The sequence below is a fragment of the Candidatus Schekmanbacteria bacterium RIFCSPLOWO2_02_FULL_38_14 genome (genome assembly GCA_001790855.1).
In the GTDB taxonomy this organism is placed as follows: domain Bacteria; phylum Schekmanbacteria; class GWA2-38-11; order GWA2-38-11; family GWA2-38-11; genus 2-02-FULL-38-14-A.
The window spans coordinates 129676-149485 of sequence record MGDH01000009.1; the positions used below are offsets into that span (position 1 = coordinate 129676).

Annotated in this window: 13 protein-coding genes; 7 read left to right on the forward strand and 6 right to left on the reverse strand. The window is 32.9% G+C overall.

The window, feature by feature from the left end:
• Positions 1-15: 15 nt before the first annotated feature.
• On the reverse strand, positions 16-951 hold the full coding sequence (locus A3H37_09155; GenBank protein OGL51177.1) for a glycosyl transferase family 2: 936 nt from the start codon (positions 949-951) through the stop codon (positions 16-18).
• Between the two features lie 146 nt (positions 952-1097).
• On the opposite strand from A3H37_09155, the gene A3H37_09160 reads away from it, so the two are divergent.
• The 7 genes from A3H37_09160 to A3H37_09190 all read left to right on the forward strand — a co-directional run bounded on the left by A3H37_09160 (position 1098) and on the right by A3H37_09190 (position 11157).
• Positions 1098-1286, forward strand: coding sequence for a hypothetical protein (locus A3H37_09160; protein ID OGL51178.1), 189 nt, complete (start codon positions 1098-1100; stop codon positions 1284-1286).
• A 239-nt stretch (positions 1287-1525) separates the two neighbouring features.
• Positions 1526-3328 (forward strand): hypothetical protein, encoded by a 1803-nt coding sequence (locus A3H37_09165; protein ID OGL51179.1) that lies wholly within the window; start codon positions 1526-1528, stop codon positions 3326-3328.
• Positions 3329-3405: 77 nt separating this feature from the next.
• Positions 3406-5391, forward strand: a complete 1986-nt coding sequence (locus A3H37_09170; GenBank protein ID OGL51180.1) for a hypothetical protein — start codon at positions 3406-3408, stop codon at positions 5389-5391.
• Between the two features lie 48 nt (positions 5392-5439).
• On the forward strand, positions 5440-6864 hold the full coding sequence (locus A3H37_09175; protein ID OGL51181.1) for a hypothetical protein: 1425 nt from the start codon (positions 5440-5442) through the stop codon (positions 6862-6864).
• 70 nt (positions 6865-6934) lie between these two features.
• Complete coding sequence (locus A3H37_09180; GenBank protein ID OGL51182.1) at positions 6935-8362, forward strand: hypothetical protein; 1428 nt, start codon at positions 6935-6937, stop codon at positions 8360-8362.
• Positions 8359-10404: a hypothetical protein gene (locus A3H37_09185; protein OGL51183.1), complete on the forward strand. Its 2046-nt coding sequence runs from the start codon at positions 8359-8361 to the stop codon at positions 10402-10404. The genes A3H37_09180 and A3H37_09185 overlap by 4 nt, the downstream gene beginning before the upstream one ends.
• A gap of 18 nt (positions 10405-10422) precedes the next feature.
• On the forward strand, positions 10423-11157 hold the full coding sequence (locus A3H37_09190) for a hypothetical protein (protein OGL51184.1): 735 nt from the start codon (positions 10423-10425) through the stop codon (positions 11155-11157).
• Between the two features lie 65 nt (positions 11158-11222).
• On the opposite strand, the gene A3H37_09195 is transcribed toward A3H37_09190, so the two are convergent.
• Genes A3H37_09195 through A3H37_09215 form a run of 5 tightly spaced genes read right to left on the reverse strand, consistent with a single transcriptional unit; the run spans position 11223 to position 19701 of the window.
• Positions 11223-12491, reverse strand: coding sequence for a hypothetical protein (locus A3H37_09195; protein OGL51185.1), 1269 nt, complete (start codon positions 12489-12491; stop codon positions 11223-11225).
• Positions 12488-14704 carry a hypothetical protein gene (locus A3H37_09200; protein ID OGL51186.1) on the reverse strand — a complete coding sequence of 739 codons (2217 nt, stop codon included), beginning with the start codon at positions 14702-14704 and terminating at the stop codon, positions 12488-12490. Before A3H37_09200 ends, A3H37_09195 begins: the two co-directional genes overlap by 4 nt.
• Complete coding sequence (locus A3H37_09205; protein ID OGL51187.1) at positions 14701-16632, reverse strand: hypothetical protein; 1932 nt, start codon at positions 16630-16632, stop codon at positions 14701-14703. Before A3H37_09205 ends, A3H37_09200 begins: the two co-directional genes overlap by 4 nt.
• Before the next feature lie 51 nt (positions 16633-16683).
• Positions 16684-18603: a hypothetical protein gene (locus A3H37_09210; protein OGL51188.1), complete on the reverse strand. Its 1920-nt coding sequence runs from the start codon at positions 18601-18603 to the stop codon at positions 16684-16686.
• Between the two features lie 48 nt (positions 18604-18651).
• Positions 18652-19701 (reverse strand): hypothetical protein, encoded by a 1050-nt coding sequence (locus A3H37_09215; protein OGL51189.1) that lies wholly within the window; start codon positions 19699-19701, stop codon positions 18652-18654.
• Between the last annotated feature and the right edge of the window lie 109 nt (positions 19702-19810).

The window sequence follows — 19810 nt, forward strand, 5'->3', positions numbered from 1 at the left end:
GAAAAAACTCCTCTTTTATATCTCCGAGATAATAATATCTTTATTACTCTCTTTAACAAAGCGAGCGGTAATCATCTCACCTATAAGACCCATAGAGACAAATTGGACACCTAAGATTAACATGAGAATCCCCAATAGCAAAAGGGGCCGATCCCCTATCTTATAACCCTGAAATCGTAGGAATGACATATAGATACAAATCCCAAAACCTGTTCCGGAAACTATTATTCCTGATATTCCAAAAAAATGAAGCGGCCTTTCTTTATACCTTGTAAGAAGCAATACTGTGAGAAGGTCAAAACAACCCTTAATAAACCTTCCAGGACCATATTTAGATTTTCCAAATCTTCTATAATGATGCTCAACAGGGATCTCACTTACTCTAAATCCTCGACCAGCAACGAGTATGGGAATATATCGGTACAACTCCCCATAGATGTTTATCTGCTCTAAAACCTCACGTCTGTAACATTTAAAGCCACAATTAATATCGTGGAGCCTCACACCAGTAAATAATGCCGTCATCTTATTGAATATCTTTGATGAGATAACTCTGAAAAAATGGTCATTCCTTTTTTGCTTCCATCCAGAAATGAGATCATATTCCTCTTTGATTTTTTGTAAAAACTTCGGGATTTCCTCCGGCTCATCTTGTAAATCCCCATCCATGGTAACAATAATCTTCCCTCTTGCACGTTGGAATCCAGTAGAAAGGGCTACTGCTTTCCCAAAATTCTTCCTTAGCTGAACCCCTCTAATGCTGTGATTTTTTTCATTAATTTCCTTAATGAAATCAAAAGAACCATCTGTACTTCCATCATCGACGAAGAGAACCTCATAATTTGTACCAATTCTTTCTAACACATTGACTAACTTACTTGAAAGCTCCTTTAAGCTTTCTTTTTCATTAAAGACAGGAATAACTACTGAAACATCAAGAAAGTTTTCCATATGCTTTAAAACCTAATTTTCCTATGAAGTTTCCAATTGAAGCTCCCCACAACAAGCTATGGAGAATTTCCAAATGTAAGGAATTTTTTTATTTTTATTATATTCGCTCGCTAACCTAGTAGCAAGCTGCAAGGAATACGCTCACTATGCATTTTCAAAAACATCTTGTAAACTCAAAATATTTTTTAAATTTAGCATTTCCAAATTATAAAAGCAAGTTTTTACACAACACAACTACAAATCTGGCTATACCCCAAAAAATAAGATTTTTCCTTTATACCCTCTCTGATTACCTCTCAGAAGTGCTTAAAAAAATTACAAAATCCCTGCTCTAATTATGGACACCCCAGCCAAAATACCAGTTACCTGCCTGCCGGCAGGCAGGTCTATTAACTTTAGGAAATTATCATTAAAATTTTGGGGTATTGCCAGACCAGCATAGAAATATCTTGACAATTAGCCCTTTAATAAACTATTTTTTTTATAAATGTCTATCTGTAAAAGTCTTATAATATGTATATCATTATAATAGGCAGAAAAAATTTCTCTAAATTTAATCCTCTGAAGTTTCAAATTGGAAAAAAATATATTTTCAAAAATATTTAGAAATGAAAAGCTAAGAGTCATTCTTCTTTATTCAATAATAGTCATAATTCTTACTTATCCTTTTATCTACAAAATTCATAATCACCTTTTCAGGGGTTTTCTAAGAAGCGAATATAACAATAACCCAGTCATCTGGGAACCCAGATGGGATGGTGCACATCCTGATACTTTTGGATTTATATATACTATGGCATGGATTTCTCATTCCTTAACAACTGATCCCAAAAATCTTTTTAATGCAAATATCTTTTATCCCAACAAAAACGTATTAGCTTATCATAACCATAACTTTACAAATGCTTTAATAGCTCTTCCATTTAATGCTATTTTAAAGAATCCGGTACTGGCGTATAATTTTTTGGTATTTTTTTCATACATTTCAGCCGCCTTTGGCATGTATCTTTTAACCAAATTCTTTATTGATGACAAACTAATCTCTTTTACAAGCGGATTGATGTTTGTCTTCACATGGTTAAACTATTTTTATATCCAAGGGATTGAAGTAATTTCTACAGAATGGATACCTTTAACTTTTCTCTACCTGTTCAAATTTCTTGATTCTAAAAAAACAAAACATATTTTTTTATTTCTAATATTCTTTCTCCTTGGAGCTTTGACTTCATGGTATTTTCTCGTCTATTTGGTTTATAGTCTTGCTCTTCTCATTATTATCCAGATAATCTATAGATGGAGGGAAATCCTGACTCCCAGAAATCTAATCTTATTTTTAATCATTTTCATATTAGCTGCTGCTGTCATATATCCAATCTCATTACCATATTTAGAGAACAGACACCAGTTCCCTGACTTTAAAAGAACTAAAGCTAACACATTAATGGAGGCTGATTATTTAGATTACTATTTATTAACCATAGATAAGATGAAATATCTTCAATATATTTTATGTGCTTATATTCTGATAACCCTTTTGGGCAGAAAGAAAGATTCTGAAAACGAGAACAGACTAATGCCTGCAAAGATATTTTTTTTACTCCTTGCTTTTTTTTCATTTTTACTTTCCATGGGACCTCGTTTAAAAGCTTTTGGAAAGGTACGAAACATTCCTTTACCATATACACTGCTATTCGATTATTTCCCTGGATTTGAGATTACAAGAAACCCAAGACGATTCGAGGTTCTTTTAAACCTATCTTTGAGTTTCATAGCATGCTTAGCCATTTGGTACATAATTAAAATGATAAAGGGTGACGGTGTTAAAAAAGCTGTTAAAATCGCTTTAATCTTAATCCCAATTGTCAACTATTCCCATATAGCCAATTTCCCAAACATGCTTCAGTATTGTCCAAGGGGCGATGAAGTCTACAAAGTTTATAAATGGCTTGCTTCTTTAAATGAAGATGTATCTATCTATCAAACTTCATATAATAAACAAAATGGTTTTGCAAAGCCTGGCCATAGTATGAGAGAAGCAATTTATACTTACTATTCAATTTATCATTGGAAAAAAACCGTAAATGGGATTGCTACATGGATACCTCCGAGTTTTCGAAAACTTATTAATATGGAAGAACAATTCCCTTCCAAAAAGTTTCTAAATGAATTAAGGAACCTCGGCACTAATTATATAATAGTTATAGACTGTGTTGGTGATCTTCTGGACGTAAAAAATGGACCTTTAGAAGAATTACTTAGAGATAATGAAATAAGACTGATAAAAAAAGATACTGGCATAAAAAAGCTGAGATACAACTACGCCTATGAGATAATTTATAAAAATAAGTCACCCCAATATAAAGATATCCCTTCCTAAGGATTATCTTAGCCCTATTTTTGATTTTACTTTAATCTATGTTTAATTTATAAATTAATAATATAATTCAAAAAAAGATGAGTAAGACCAATTCAGCAAAAAATAAAATAATTACCTTAACTTTTTTGATATTTGCATTTTTAGTAATCAGAATTACTTTTCTCCTCCTCTCCTTTTACTTCATTAACAACCATGAAGAACTTTACAATGGTACTTTTGCTCATGATTTTATAAATAACCCAAAACTATTCTTCAACTACCCTGCCCTTCCGCTCAGCTATCAGTACATGCCTTTTGCAGGAGGAACTTTAGTCGTCAGCCTTTTAGCAACACCATTTTTTTTTATTTTTGGAAGTTCTATATTTTCACTAAAATTGTTATCACTTTTTATTTCCATTATTGCATTTATAATATTTTTTCTTTTACTTGAGAAATTCTTCAGCTTAAAAGCTGCCTTGATTTTTGGAATCCTTTCTGCAATTTCACCGCCTTATCCTGTTATTATGTCCCTGATCCTTTGGGGAAACCATTACGAATCAATTTTACTTTCCGCACTTCTTATCTTCTTAATGTTCCATTACTGGACAAGGAATAAAAAGGAAAATTACAGGTATCTTATTTTTTCAGGTTTAGTTGCTGGATTTGGAATTTATTTTGACTATATCTTTTTTATAACTGTTGTTACAGTTATAACTTTTCACTTTTTGTATAATAGAGGCACTCTAAACAAGAAAGAGATGCTTTTATCTCCTATATCAATTTTAATAGGGCTGATCCCGTGGTTTTTTAGTATAATTTTCTTTAAACTCGACAACCTCACAATTTACCAGTTACTTAAGGCAAACTTCTCACCTGACTACCTAATTAAAAAGTTTCTAAACTTGGTGGTCCTTGATATTCCTAACTTTTTCTGGATAAAAGAATTTTATCTCTTTCGTATTAACGTTTTCTCAAATATTTATTATTTACTTTTTTTAATCTCATTTTTTTATTTTTTATTTACCGGTATAAGAAGTTATCTAAAATTTAGATTACTGCCAAAAGAATTTTTATTTGTAGTATATATAATTTTATTTTCTATAATTTTTACTCTTTCTAAATTTACAACCAGTGACACTCTACTTGAGTTAAATCTCAATCTCCATCCTTTTAGAATTTACCGCTATAGGTTTCTGGTTCCGTTATATCCTTTCATCATAATTCTGATCTCATTATTCTTAGCAAAGCTGAAGAAACATATTGTTTTTATTCCTATAACTGCAGCCCTTCTGATAATCTCTTTAGCTTCATACTCAGATTATCTCTCCACAAAAACTATAGGTGAGTGTTTTATTTATAAGGGCTATAGTTACAACATTCTTTCTGAAAAACTAGCAAGCAATTACAGCCTGAAGAAATGTAGTGAAATAATTAGTAATTTGCCGAAGGAATATCGTCTTAAGCTTTATAAAGGGCTGGGGTTCTATTTTGCACAAAATGAAGGTGGATTCATACTGAATAAAAAAATATCACAATTTATTAATATAAATTATGAAAATTCATTTTATGAAGGGGTTGGGGGTGGACTAACAGAAAGATATAAAAATTTTAATGAAAGCTTAAAAATAATAGAGAAATTTGACGACAAAAACAAAATTCATTATCTCATGGAAGGGATAATGGAATTTTCCCCTTTGTTTAACAGTTTTAAGGATATTACTGAATATTTAAACTCTTTGGCAAGTCAACAGTCTGATTACCTCTACAAGGCAATGGGTAAAGGTGCATATATATTACTAGGCCCCGATTATATTAATAAAGCAAGAAGTGAAACTGAAGGCAGTAGCAATATCATAATCTCTTTTTATAACGGTGTTGGAGAGGCAATATGGGAACAGATTATTGATAAGAGGCAAACATTGTTGGGCAAAAAGGATATCCCTTCAATATTCCATGCAGATTACGACACAACACTTTCTAAAATATTAAACAGCAACAACGTGCTTAATAAAATTGATAAAAATATTTTACCTTATGTCAGGGAAGGACTGGAAAAAAATATTAACCTCAACAACCTTGAATGAGTTCTGTCTATGAATCAGAACTAAATCATTTTTTTATGAAAGGAATTAATGACTAACTCGCTTAAATTTAAAACTCTTTTAAAGGTTTCTTGCCTTTTATTCTTATTATTACAGTTTCAGGGATGTGACCTTCTTGCAATTTTCTCCGGCACCCCAAAATATATTTTGTTTATTTCTGTTGATACCCTAAGGGCTGACCATCTGGGTTGTTACGGCTACAGCAGAAAAACTTCCCCTACTATTGATAAAATAGCAAAAGAAGGAACGCTTTTCGAAAATGTTGTTTGCCAGCGGGGAATAACCCTGCCATCATTAGCCTCTGTAATGACTTCAAAATATATAAACCAGCACATGCTGAAAGATCATATTTATGGCAATACCTTAAAAGATGATAAAACTACCCTGGCTGAATATCTTTCAAAAAATGGATATTCTACCCGAGCATTCTCAGCGAGCCTCCTTGTCAATCCGTTAACCGGAATCCATCAAGGCTTTAAAGATGTTACTGTTGAAATAGATGAAAGGGAGCTCACAAATATGGCTTTGAGCTGGCTTAAGGATTTTACCGGTAAAAAACCTGATGGAAAGTTTTTTCTGTGGCTTCATTATATGGACCCCCATGAACCCTACACGGCAAGAAAACCATATATAGATAAATTTGAACCAAGCCACAAAGGAAGTTACGCAAACGAAATTAGTTTCGACGTAACAGAAAAAATGTTCCTTGAAAAAAGAAACCTCAGTAAAGAAGACCTTGATCATATTATTGCCCTGTATGACAGCCAGATCCCAAGGGTAGACGACTTCTTAAGGGAAATAGTTGAAGAATTGAAGAGGTTAGGAATCTACGATAAAACCCTTTTGGTTTTTTTTGCTGACCACGGTGAAGAGCTCTACGAGCACAATTTCTACATTGAACATCACAGGTCAGTTTACGAATCTGTTTTAAGAATACCCCTGATTATGAGATATCCTGGGAAAATTCCTGCAAACAAAAGAGTTAAAGATGTGGTGGAATCCATTGATATTACTCCTACAGTACTTGAATTTTGTAAAATCTCCCCATTAGATAAATTAAGTGGAACAAGTTTAAAACCACTTTGGGAAGAAAAAAAACTTAAAAAGGATTTTGGCGTCAGCGAGTGGTGGAATCTGATCTTTACTCTAAGAACACGGGACTGGGTCTATATCTGGAATCCAACCGGCTGCTGGCCAACAGACTCGAGATATTCCGGGGGAGATTATCCCGTTGAAAAAGAGGAGCTATATAATATAAAGTTTGACCCTAAACAGAAAAACAATCTGGTTACTAAAAACCGCGAACTTGCAGATACCCTCAAGGCAAAGGTTACAACATGGATGACTTCTACCTTTGGCAAAAAAGAATGGACAAAGGAATTTAAAATTGAACAAAAACCAAAGTTAAATAAGAAGATGGAAGAAGCCTTAAAGAGTTTAGGATATATTAAATAGATGGCAGACTCTTTTTGGTATTCTAACAGGGCTTAAAAATTATCCGTTAATTGTTTTCGGAGGCTAATTAGTGAAATATTTTTGTAAATATAAAACATTTTTATTACAAGTTTTTATTCTGTCATTTTTATTATTGCCGTTTTACAGGTGTGATTTTTTACCAATTTTCCCTGATGCTCCAAAATATATTTTGTTTATTTCTGTTGATACCCTCCGGGCTGATCATCTGGGTTGTTATGGCTACAGCAGAGAAACATCTCCTGCTATTGACAAAATAGCCAAAGAAGGAACACTTTTCGAAAATGTTGCCTGTCAGCGGGGAATAACTCTACCTTCATTAGCTTCAATAATGACCTCAAAATATACAAGTCAGCATAAATTGACTGAAAATGTCCGGAACAATATTTTGCCAGATGACAAGATTACTTTAGCTGAATACCTTATAAAAAATGGATATTTTACCAGAGCTTTTAGTGCAAGCGGACTTGTCAGGCCGGAGTTTGGAATTCTTCAGGGTTTTAAGGAAGCAACTTTTGAGCTTGATGAAAGAAAGCTTACTGATAGGGCAGTTAGCTGGCTTAACAATTTTATCATGAAAAAGCCAAAAGAGAAATTTTTTATGTGGATACATTACCTTGACCCCCATGAACCCTACACAGGAAAAAAACCATATATAGACAGATTTGAATTAAACTACAAAGGCAATTACGGAAATGAAATTGATTCTAATGCGGCAGAAAAAATCTTTCTTGAAAAAAAAACCCTCAGCAAAGAAGACTATGACCATCTAATTGCTCTGTACGACAGCCAGATTTCAAGAATAGATGAATTCATAGGGAAACTAATTGAAGAACTAAAGAGGCTCGGAATTTACAATAAAACTCTCCTTGTCTTTTTTGCAGACCATGGAGAGGAGCTCTATGAACACAATTTCTATATACAACACCAAAGGTCAGTTTATGAAAGCGTTTTGAGAATTCCTGTAATTATCAGATACCCTGAAAAGATTCCGGAAAACAGAAGGATTAAAAATGTGGTAGAATCAATTGATATTATGCCAACAGTACTTGAATTTTGCGGAATTAAACCAACCGATAAAACGAGTGGCACAAGCTTAAAACCTCTTCTGGAGGGAAAAGAGCTTAAAAAGGATTTTGGAGTCAGCGAATGGAATAATTCAATCTTTATCCTGAAAACATCAGGATGGGCTTATATCTATAATCCAAAAGGAATTTGGCCAACAGATCCGAGGTTTGAAGTGGGAGAATATCCTGTTGCAAAAGAAGAGTTGTATAATATAAAGCTTGACCCTAAACAGAAAAACAATCTGGTCTCCAAAAACCGCGAATTTGCAGATACCCTCAGGGCAAAGGTTATGACCTGGATGACTTCCACCCTTAGTAAAGAAGAATGGTCAAAAGAATTTAAAGTTGAAGAAAAACCAAAATTAACCAAAAAGATGGAAGAAGCTTTAAAGAGTTTAGGATATATTAAATGATATTTAAAAATCAGCTTGATAAAATTATCATTTACAACTCACATAAAAAAAACCAGTTCAAATCTATATTAGTGGCACTCATTGGATTTTGTGTGGGACTTTTGGTTTCTTCTATTGTTATTCATTACCTCCCTTCCTCTTCTTCTGACCTGGAAAAAGCGAAAGAACTTGGAATCGTAAGTCTGTCTGTATTGGCAGGTTACCCAAAATCACAAGAAACAATATATTATATAGCCGGTTTTTTTATCACTCTCCTGGTTTCGCTATCAATATGGACTGCATGGATGGTTTATTCATCAAAGAAATACGAACCAGTAAAAAAAGAAAACCTTTCTCCGCAAAGTCCAGCAGATTTAAATGGAGTAAATTATAGTAGCTTTCTCACCAAAACTAATCTTCTCAGCTTCCTTTTGGTTATAACAGCAATCTTTATACTCACCTATAATAAAAATTTTTTCTATTCCAACTGGTTTAACCACTATACATTTTTTTCTGAGGAAGGACAGCATCTTTCTTATGCAAATGATATCCTTCATGGCAAAAAACTATATAAAGATACATATGCAATTTATGGCCCCTTAATGGAATATCCTCTGGCACTTTTGATGAAATTTTTCACTCCCTCCATCCTGATTTCAAGGATTTACACATACTCTCTTGACTTTATTGCCTTTGCCCTGATCTATTTATTATCAAAAGAGATTTTTTTAAAAAAAAGTGCCATCATAATAAATCTATTAATATTTCTCTCTTTCTATGCTCCGGTTTTTCCGGCTCCCAACGGTTCAATACTGAGAATATCCCTTGCACTTTTTGGTGTTGTTCCTCTTGCACGCTATATCAAAACCAAAAAATCATTTTATGCTGGATTATCAGGAATATTCTTAAGTGCCTCTCTTTTTTTCAGTCATGAGACAGCAATATGCCTCGCCATCTCTTCTTTCTTCATGCTCATGTCTTCCAAATTCATTCAGGAACATGGAAAAGCTCGGATTGGCACGAAATTCTTTTCAAACTTTACACTTGGATTCAGCATAATTGCCCTTCCTGTAATTCTTTTTCTTTTATATGAGGGAACTTTTTCCTATTACCTTGAAGCTTCCATATCCTATCCTAAATACGTGACTTTAGGTTTTGGTGGAATCCCTTTCCCAAACCTGTTTATTGAATTTAAAAACATTATAAAACACTTTTCCTATAATAGTTTTAAAAATTTCTTATTCGTTTATGCAGCATACTGGCCAATCATTCTTTACTTAGGAGTAACTTTGCATCTTATTATTAGTATAATATTAAAAAACTTCAATTACAAAAAATTGATAGCCTCCGGCATCCTCATTTATGGAATTATTCTGTTTAAAGGCGCTCTTGGAAGGTCAGGAATTGATAGGAACTATTTGTTACTGCCGCCTGCAATAATACTTTCCATTTTCTATGCAGAAAAACTGCTAATTAAAATTTATGAAGTATATAAAAACAGATTACGCAACAAGCTGGGTTTAATAGCGCTATATTTTACCATCCTGATTTTTATTGGCGAAGGGTTGCTTTCATACGCAATCTGGCCCGCTCACTGGTGTATAGAATATTTCTTTATTTCCAACATTAATAAGGTATATAATTTAAATCTCAATGCCATTAATGATATGGTTGTTTTAAAAATTCCACGAAGTGGGAATATAAGATTGCCGAGGACTCAAGCAGAAAGAATCAAGGCAGTTGTAGAATATGTCAAAAGCAACCTTACCGGCAAAGATTGCATTTTTGTTTTTCCCAATGATGCCACATATTATTTCCTGCTTGACCGGCCAATGCCAGCACGTTTTGGTGTGCTCCATGATGCAGCCACTATTGGATTAAAGGAAGAAGTGGTAAAATATTTAAAAGAAAATACTCCGAAGTTTGTAATAAGTAATATGGGTGAATGGCAGGTTGACAGAATCCCTGAAGAAATTGAATTTCCACAGATTCTAAAATATATTAATAACAATTATCATTTTGAAAAAGAAATTTACGGAGTCAATATTTTAAGGAAAAACTAATATTTCTATCTAATAAAAATGGAAAATCAGCATATAGATTTATCAGTTGTAATACCCGCTTTTAATGAAGAAAATAGAATTTTTAAATCTCTTGACGCTATTGATACATATCTGTCCTCTAAGAATCTCAGATATGAAATAATAGTGGTTGATGATGGAAGCAATGACAATACACCCTCCATCGTAAAAGCGTTCTGCAAAACTCACGCCAGGGCCTTTTATACAACTTATGGGAAAAATATGGGTAAGGGCTATGCTGTAAGACAAGGTGTAAATATTTCAAAAGGATATTTTGTACTGTTTTCCGATGCTGACCTTTCAACTCCAATAGAAGAAATAGAAAAATTAATTAAAGCTATCAAAAGCGGCTATGATATATCAATTGGCTCAAGGGCTTTATCAGACTCGGAAATAATTATCTCACAACCCTTTTACCGCAAAACAATTGGGAAAATTTTTAATATTCTGGTAAGGTTACTCATATTCGGAGGAATAAAAGATACTCAGTGCGGATTTAAATGTTTTACGGGAACAGCAGTAAAAAAGATTTTCAGCAAATGCAGAATAAACGGCTTTAGTTTTGATGTTGAAGCGCTTTTTATCGGGAAAAAACTTGGTTTTAAGATAATGGATATTCCTATTCAATGGATTAACTCGCCTGAAAGCAGGGTTCACCCTATAAAGCATTCTCTGGCAATGATAAAGGAACTCCTGCAGATCAGATGGAATGAGATGAGAGGGTTGTATAAGTAGCCGCAGGCTTTAGCCTGCGTTATATGGCGCAACCTAAAGGTTGCGGCTACAAATTATTGCCACTTTTAGTGAATAAGATACCCTTTTCTTTCCTCTAAAAAAAATCCAAGACATAATACAGAAAAAACATACCCTAAATAGTTGTCATGCAAAAATCTTGAGAAGTAGAGCAAGACAAATGAAAGTATTCCGTAGCTTATGAGCATGAAATTAATAGTATTATTTTTAAGCTGTCTCCTTAACAAGAAGTAAAGTAATGGCAAACCTGTTATAAGCTGGAGATATTTAAACGGGAAATAATCACTTTTCGAATACCCAATAAATAGTAAAAGATTTGAAAAGCCATAACCAGGAGTTCCACCCAGAGGATATGCCTCATCCCAGTTAAAGATATCTTCTTTAAACGAGTGAAAATCCAATATTAAAAATGGAAGAATAAATATTAGAAAAATAAGAATAAAAGGATATGTATTTTTAAGAAGAAACATTAATTTTTTCCCCAAATTCTCTGATTCATTATTTTTGCCCCAGATATAAGTTATAAAAAAAGGGATTAAAAACCATGCTGTGGGCTTGCTGACACAGGCGAGCCCCAAAAAAACAGATGCAGTTTTAAGCCTGTCGCGCATCAAAAAAAGGAAACTCATTAACAGCCAGAATAACAAGAATATTTCATTCCTGCCATCCGCAAGAAAATAAGTAAAAAATGGATTTAATGAAATGGTGATAAGAAGCAGAGCCTTACTCCTGAAATCAATGGCAAGCTTCGGAATAGTATATAGAGATAGCCCAAACATTAAGATGTATATAAACCTCATATCAAACCACCCTATTGTAGCTTTTGATAAAAAATAAAAAGGAATAGGGAAAAGAAATGTAAGAGGCAAGTATGTGTAGTGATGAATAAGGGAGTTTTTTATTTCATCAAGTTTATACACAGTATAATGCTCATCAAGGATTGTATTATAGTAGTCTTCATGATAAGGGTTTTCTCCTTTTATAAAATACTTTATGGCTTCTTCTGTCTGAATAACTCCGCCGTCATGGGCAAATTCATAGGGGTTCCCATTATGTCTCTGAGAAATTCTATGAAGACAGGGGATAATGGCAAGAAGTGATATAATAAGAATAATTATTATAAATTTGCATGTATTTAGGTAAGAAATATTATTTTCCCGTGCATTCAGCATCACATCAATTAACAGGTAAATTCCAAGGAGGAAGATTACAATCGGATGAACTACTAATCTTATCTCAGCAGGAACAAATTTGATTACTGAGAGGGTTGCAAGAAAAAGAATTATTGTATCTATTGAAATTATGTTTTTTTTCACTGGATGTATCCTAAAGCCCTTATCTGGTCTTTTGTCTTTTCATCTACTTTTGTTTTTACCGCCGGGACTGCTGTTTTATTAATATATTCCAAAAGATGATTAATTTTTCCATTAATCATTATTAGCTCTTCAGGTTTTTGTTTGATTATATTAAGAAATTCTTCACTGTCTGTTTGCAAGTTAAATAATTCTTTAGTTTCTGAAGCGCTAACCTCTTTGTTTTTAAAAAGTTTTGTAAAAATATATTTATAATTTTCCATTCTGAGAGAATGAAGCATCATAGGTTTCCCAAATGCAAACAGTTCCTCTAAAAATATAAAATCTCTCTGTTCCTCTGAATGTACATCTTTTATCAAAGGTAAAAGAGACTTTCCTTCTATTGGCCCTTTATATTGAATATTCAGGATATTAAGAATTGTAGGCAATATATCAATAGTACAAACCTGATATACCACTTTTCTATTAACAGGAATATAACCCGGCAGTCTCATAATCAAAGGAACAAAAATCTCTTCCTGATAAAGAGTAAAACCATGTTCTTTATTTCCATGCTCAAGGAAAGCTTCTCCATGGTCAGAAAGCAATATAACCAATGTGTTTTTAGTAAGGTTTAGCTCATCAACAGTCTTTAGCAATTCTCCGATGTTCAGATCAGTAAACTCTATCTCCCCATCATAAAGAGCCATTTCCGTCCTATTAATATCAAATCTGTCATTTCCCTTGTAAACTTCAGGATCTATCCCTTTGACGTATTTCTTGTAAAAAAAATCAGGAGGTTTATATGGTGAATGAGGATCTTTATAATGAAGATAAAGGAAAAACTTTTTATCTTTGTTATTCCTTAACCAAGGTACTATTGTACTATTGAGAATATCAGCATTAACTATATCTTGAGTAAGGAATCTATTCCTTGATATACTCATTACTATTCCTCCAATAAAGGAGTTTCTTAACACAGAGTAATATATTTTATCTTTTGTAAACTCATCAATGTAAAGGTCAAATCCTTGCTGAAAGTTAAAAGGCTTTCCAACAATTGGATTAGCTATAAAAGCAGCCGTGGTATAATTATAACTTTTCAATATCTCAGCTATAGTGGTCGCACGATCAGGCAAAATGTCCTCAAAAGTATTCGTATTATGCTGAGTTGGATAAAGTGATGTAAAAAGGGATGCAACACTCGACTTTGTCCATGATGCTTGTGAAAAGCTGTTTGTAAATAAAACCCCTTCTTTTGCTAATTTATCAATGTTAGGACTTGTATTTTGCCCATATCCATAACAGGATAAATGGTCAGCTCGCAGAGTATCAATTAGAATTAATATTACATTTAGATAATCCTTGTTAGAAACTGTGTTTACAGAATTCTTCGCAGAAAAGGTTTCCAATCCAATTTCACGGTTTTCTTCAAAATATCCAAAACAGGTTAAACCAATTAAAAGTATTAAAATGAATACAGAAGCTATACCAAATTTAGAAATGGATAAAAATTTTGAGTTTGGTTTCAAGACTTCTTGAGGGCTTTTCTTTCCCAAACCAAAAATTCGTTCATAACATATTGGACTGAGGCTTAAAACTGAAAAAAGTATAAACAAACTTAATAAAAAGTTTATACTCCGAAAAGTCCTTGGCACATATTCTATGAAATATCCTACAAAGAAAAATCTTAAGAGCATAGTCAATCCCGCAAGAAAAAGAAAATTAACTAGAATAAAAAACCAATATCCCTTGGAAGTAGCATTATAGATCCTGAAAGAAAGGTGAAATGATAAGAGTCCGATAATTAAAATAACAAAATATAAAATAAGGTTATGAAAAACTATTTCTCTGTTGCTCATGCAAGGCCGTATCTTATTCAAAAATGGCAAGCCCCAGTTTATAAATATGATTTCTGAATATAATCCCCAATAGATAGCCATTACAGGCCATACCTTATCTAAATTATTTTCATCTTTTTTATATAGGTTCCATAACAAACAAACAGGTATAACTGGCAGGAACATTATTATTGTAAACCCAAAAGAATTTATTGAAAGAAGATATATTCCGAGTAAAACCTTTTCTGTTGATAAGAGATAATCGAATTTTATTTTATTTCGCTCATTATCTAGTTCTTTAAAAGCGGTAAACTTAATTATTTCGTAGGCACCAAATGTTATTCCAATAATAAACCCTAATAATATGAAAATTAATATTAAATATTTTCTATTCATTTACTCAGAGCTTCAATCTCTTTCAAGATAGCTTGATTATTTGGGGAAATTTTCAAAAGTTTGTTCAAGATTTCTGAAGCCTTAACTTTATCTCCTTTTGCCTTGTATATCAATCCGAGATTCCAGTAAGCCTTGTAAAGATTAGGCTCTGATTTAATTACACTTTCGTATTCAGATATAGAATTATCTAAATCTCCTTTTAAAAAATAAATATTTGCCAGATTCAGTTTTGCCATTTTATTTTCAGGGCTATATAAAAGAGCTTTTCTTAAAGATATTTCAGCGTCTCCATACATTTTCTCTATAAGCTCCATTACTCCAAGATTATTATAGTTATTAGAGATTTTCAACTTAATCTTTTCGCTTATTTCAGGATTTGTCACTTCTTTTATCATTAGTTCTTTTTCCCGCTTGGCTTCACTTAAAGCTCGCCTGTATTCCTCATGTTCAGGGTTTATCCTGACTGCTTTTTCATACTGAATAATTGCTTCATCCAGCAGCCCGATTTTATAATATAGCAGTCCGAGGTTAAACTGTGCACCCGGAATATTAGGGTTCAGTTTCAAAGCTGATTTAATCTCAACTAAACTCTTTTGATAATTTTTAACAGTTGCATATAAAGTTCCAATATTAGCATGTGCTTTGGCAAAATAGGGATTTAATTCTAAAGCTTTTTTATATGAATTAATTGCCTTATCATAAAGTTTAGCATCGGAATATGCAATTCCAAGATTATTATAGGCTATAAACATGTCAGGAGATTTTTTAATTGTATCTTCCATAAGGGTTATACTGTTTTTCCAGACCTTATTCCTCTCAACAGTCAGGATAGAAAATAATAACAGCACTGGCATTATAACAAACAGAGACTTAATTTTTAAAGTTCTGCCGGACAACTTATTAAATAATATGGAAGCAAAAGCAGCAAAAGCAATAGATGGAAGATACAAATACCTGTCCGCTTTCAAAGTAGATATTGGTATTATGTTAGAAACTGGAAGTATTGTGATAACAGACCAGATAAGAAAAAAAAGAGAGTGTGAATTAAACTTAATTTCCTTTATAGATATGATTAAAAATATTATTAACAAAATTAAGAACATGATAGATTTAAAAGTTATCTCTATTGGTATCATATAGCGCATACACAGATTAACAGGCAAAAATATCAACCTGAGATAGTCGAAGAACACTCCGTTCATCAGCATAAAATTCACTGAGAAAGTATCCCCAATATGTTCCTTTACAACTCCCTTTTCAACCCCAACTTTTAATGTAATAAAAGCAGAAATGACAGCAACTATAAAAAAAGGGGAAACCTTAGGCAAAATTGTTTTCCATTTATTTTCAATCTTATTTATAGTCAGTTCGTAAAGTATAAGGACAAGAGGCAAAATGACCACTGTTGGCTTTGAGAGAAGCGCTAGGATAAAAGAAAGCAAAGCAAATATATTGCGGTTTTTCAGATAAGCATAAAAAGAGAGGAAGAAAAATAGCCCTGACAACAAATCCTTCCTCCCTGAAATCCATGCAACTGATTCTACATGGATTGGATGGACAGTAAAGACTATTGTTCCTATAAAAGATATGAATTTATCCTTAAAAATAAATTCAAAAATCAAATATACCAGCAAACAATTTAAAACAAATAGTACCACATTGGACAGGTGAAAACCAAAAGGATTTAATTTCCAGAGATAATAGTCAATGGCATATGACAACTCTTTTAAAGGAAGATAGTCGGTTACAGTAGGAGTAGTCAGGATTTTTTTTAATTTTTCTAAATTTAAATCCTGGATCCTGTAATTGTACAGTATCAGCTCATCATCATCCCAGTTAGTAAAATCATTCCATAATGTATTGAAATAAATAATCGCAGCTGAAAAAAAGATTAACAGCAGGTATATATTCTTATCTTTTATTTTCACTTTTCTTTGCTTGAAAATGTATAGTGTGAGAATATAAAATAAATATTTCTTTTATTTGGACCCTCTCTGCGGCTTTCCGAGGGAAGCTTCAATCTCTTTTATATAGTTTATTGCAAGGCTGTTTTTGGGATCTATTTCTAAAACTTTTTTAAAATTTTTCATCGCCATATCTTCTTTGCCCTGTTCCATATATATTAACCCTAAATTTCCGTAAGCCTGGGGATATTTTGGATCAAGCTTTATTGCCTTCTCACATTCTATCCTTGCCAAATCCATTAATCCCTTTCTGTAATATACCAAGCCTAAATTGCTGTGGGCATCAGCAAGGTCAGGCCTCATTTTTATTGATTCCTTGTATTCCTTGATAGCCTCATCATCTCTTCCTTCCATAAAACAGAAAAGTCCTAGGTTGTAATGGGCATGTGGGTTACGGGGGTCTAACTTTATTACTTCATTAAATTTATCCTTAGCCTCTTTTGTTCTTCCAAGATTCATGTAAAGGGATCCAAGGTTGATATTTGCATCAGCATAATCATTTTTCAGTTTAGCTGCAGCCTTATAAAATTTTTCTGCTCTTTTGATATTTCCTTTTTTCTCATAAGCACCACCGAGATTATTCAGAATCAGATACAGAAAAGGACTTTTTCCCTCTTTTGCTAATGGCTCAAGAATCTTAATAGACTCATCCGGATGGTTTTCTCTTAAATATGCCAATCCCAGATTGCTCCTGGCAAGCTGCGAAGAAGGGCTTTTGTCATAAATATTTTTAAAAAAAATTACCTCACTATCATAATCTAAATTCCTGGCATAAGAAAGCAATGAATAGAGGACAAAAAAAATTACAAGCAGGGCAGAAACAAACCTTCTATAATTATTTTTTTGCCTGACAATACTTTCTAAGTTTTTTATTATTAATGCCAGAAAAAGACTAAACCCGACAGAAGGAATGTATAACCATCTCTCTGCCATCATAGACCCAGGTATTGGAATGAGGTTTGATATTGGAAGAAAAGTTACAAATAGCCAGAGAACAGAGAAAAGGCTCTCTTCTCTTAGCTTAAAAATACAGGCAAGAACCAGCAGAGTTAAAATGCCTATTGAAATAAATATCTCTGTATTTAGAATTGACCCGGGAGCAGGAATTTCATACCATCCAGACATCCCTGCTGGTATAAGCAGGAGCTTAATATATTTCTTTATAACTACAAGCTGCATCAAAAAGTTGGAATAAATATTTCCTCCCCAGAAATTAAGAACTGAATTTTTTTTATCCTCTAAATTTGAGCCGTGCAGAATCAGATACCAGAAAACAAAATAGAAAACGCTCAGTAAAAAATAAGGGATATAGGAAGAAAATCTGGATAATGATATTTTAATCTCTCTCCTTCCAATAACTCTGTCATATATGATAATAAGAAATGGCAGAACTATTGCTATCTCCTTTGAAAGCATTGAAAGAACATATGCAATCAGCGAAAAATAATAAAATAGTTTTTTCCTGTCCCCTTCTGCATCCAAAGACTTAATATACAGAAGAAAAGAGGTTAAAAAGAAGAAACAGCAGACAAGGTCAGACCTGCCCAAAAAAAGATTTACCGCTTCAGTATGAATTGGGTGAAGGGCAAATATTGCCCCTGAAAGAACTGACACCCACTCATTCCTGAATGTTAAGTTGGCTATATAGAAAACTAAGGCAGTGTTGCAGATATGCAGTAAGATCTGTGTAAGATGATATCCAAAAGGCTTTAATCCAAAAATAACATAGTTAAGAGCAAAGGAAAATGTAACAACTGGCCGCTGAGGAATAGGATTGGAAAAAAAATAATTTTTAAAATTTAATGGCGTCCGTAAAACATAATTATTTACAACCAATTCCTCATCATCCCAGTAAAAGGGATTGTCCAGCGAAATAGTGTATATTGAAAAAATTATTATTGCAGTAGCTGATAAAAATAATAATTTTCTGTTCATAATTATTAATTTTTTACAAAAATATCAATCGCAATACTTATGATACTTTTACCTGATTACATTGCTTTCAACCAGCTTTTCATAAATAGCCCTTGCAATTACTTCGTAGCCATAAGGAGTGCAGTGGCCATCTTTTTTCCAAAAAAGCATCTTTCCTTTTTTGATTTCTTTTATAATCTGAGGGTATGTATCTATATATAAATATCCATTTTCTTTTGAAAACCTTTCCAATCTTTTACCAGTGTAAGAAAAATCAACGTCTTTGAGAAAACTCGGAAACTCAGGTATATTAACTATAACCACAGGACTGCCAATTGACTTTCCAATCTCTATAATTTTCTGAAACTCCTGTTCAACTTTTCTCCAGTCCTTTTCATGAAATCCGTTTTCTTTATAGATTTCTTCCCATTTTGCGGGCTTTTCTTTCTTCAGCTTATAACTGATATAAGCCCTGATAAATACTCTTGCCAGATGATACCGCTTAAATAATCTCATTCCGGTTTTTCCAATATCAGATGACTCCTTTGTGCTTAAAAATCCGTTTTTAACCTGAACTGAGCTCGCTCCATAATATGTACCAATAATATCATTTGGCAAGAATCCTGCGATTATCAAATCAGGACTGTATCTTATTCCGTAATGCTCGAGCAAAATCCGTTCCGGCTCTGTGAAGTATCCTCCTGTTCCCGTTTTGATGATTTCAATTTTTTTAGGGCTGTATTTTTCATTCAGCATCTTTTCTAATTTATAAAAATATGAATCCTTAAATTCTGCTCCTGCACCCATTGTAAAGCTGTCTCCAAGCCCGACAATACGGTAAACGCCTATCGGTTTCTGATAGTTGTGCTCAAAATCCCTGAAACTGACACTATTAATCTTAACCATTACATCAAACTCTCCAGACCTTTTAATCCTGAATTTGATATTTGGTATATACTTGTAAGGAAGGTATTTATCAGTAATATAAACCCTGTAATCCTTCGGTAAGGGGCATATATTAAATATCCTCATAAATATCTCTGCCGCAATCAAAGAAACAATCAATACAATTACAAGGTATGAAATATAGAATAAGTTACTATTTTTTTTGCTTTCCAATGTAGATTTTTTCATACGTGTCAAAAAAAATTATCATTTGATTTTTTTATTGTTTTAAAATGAAAGGCGGACATTCAATGTCCGCCTTTCATTTCTACTCTAAACTTAA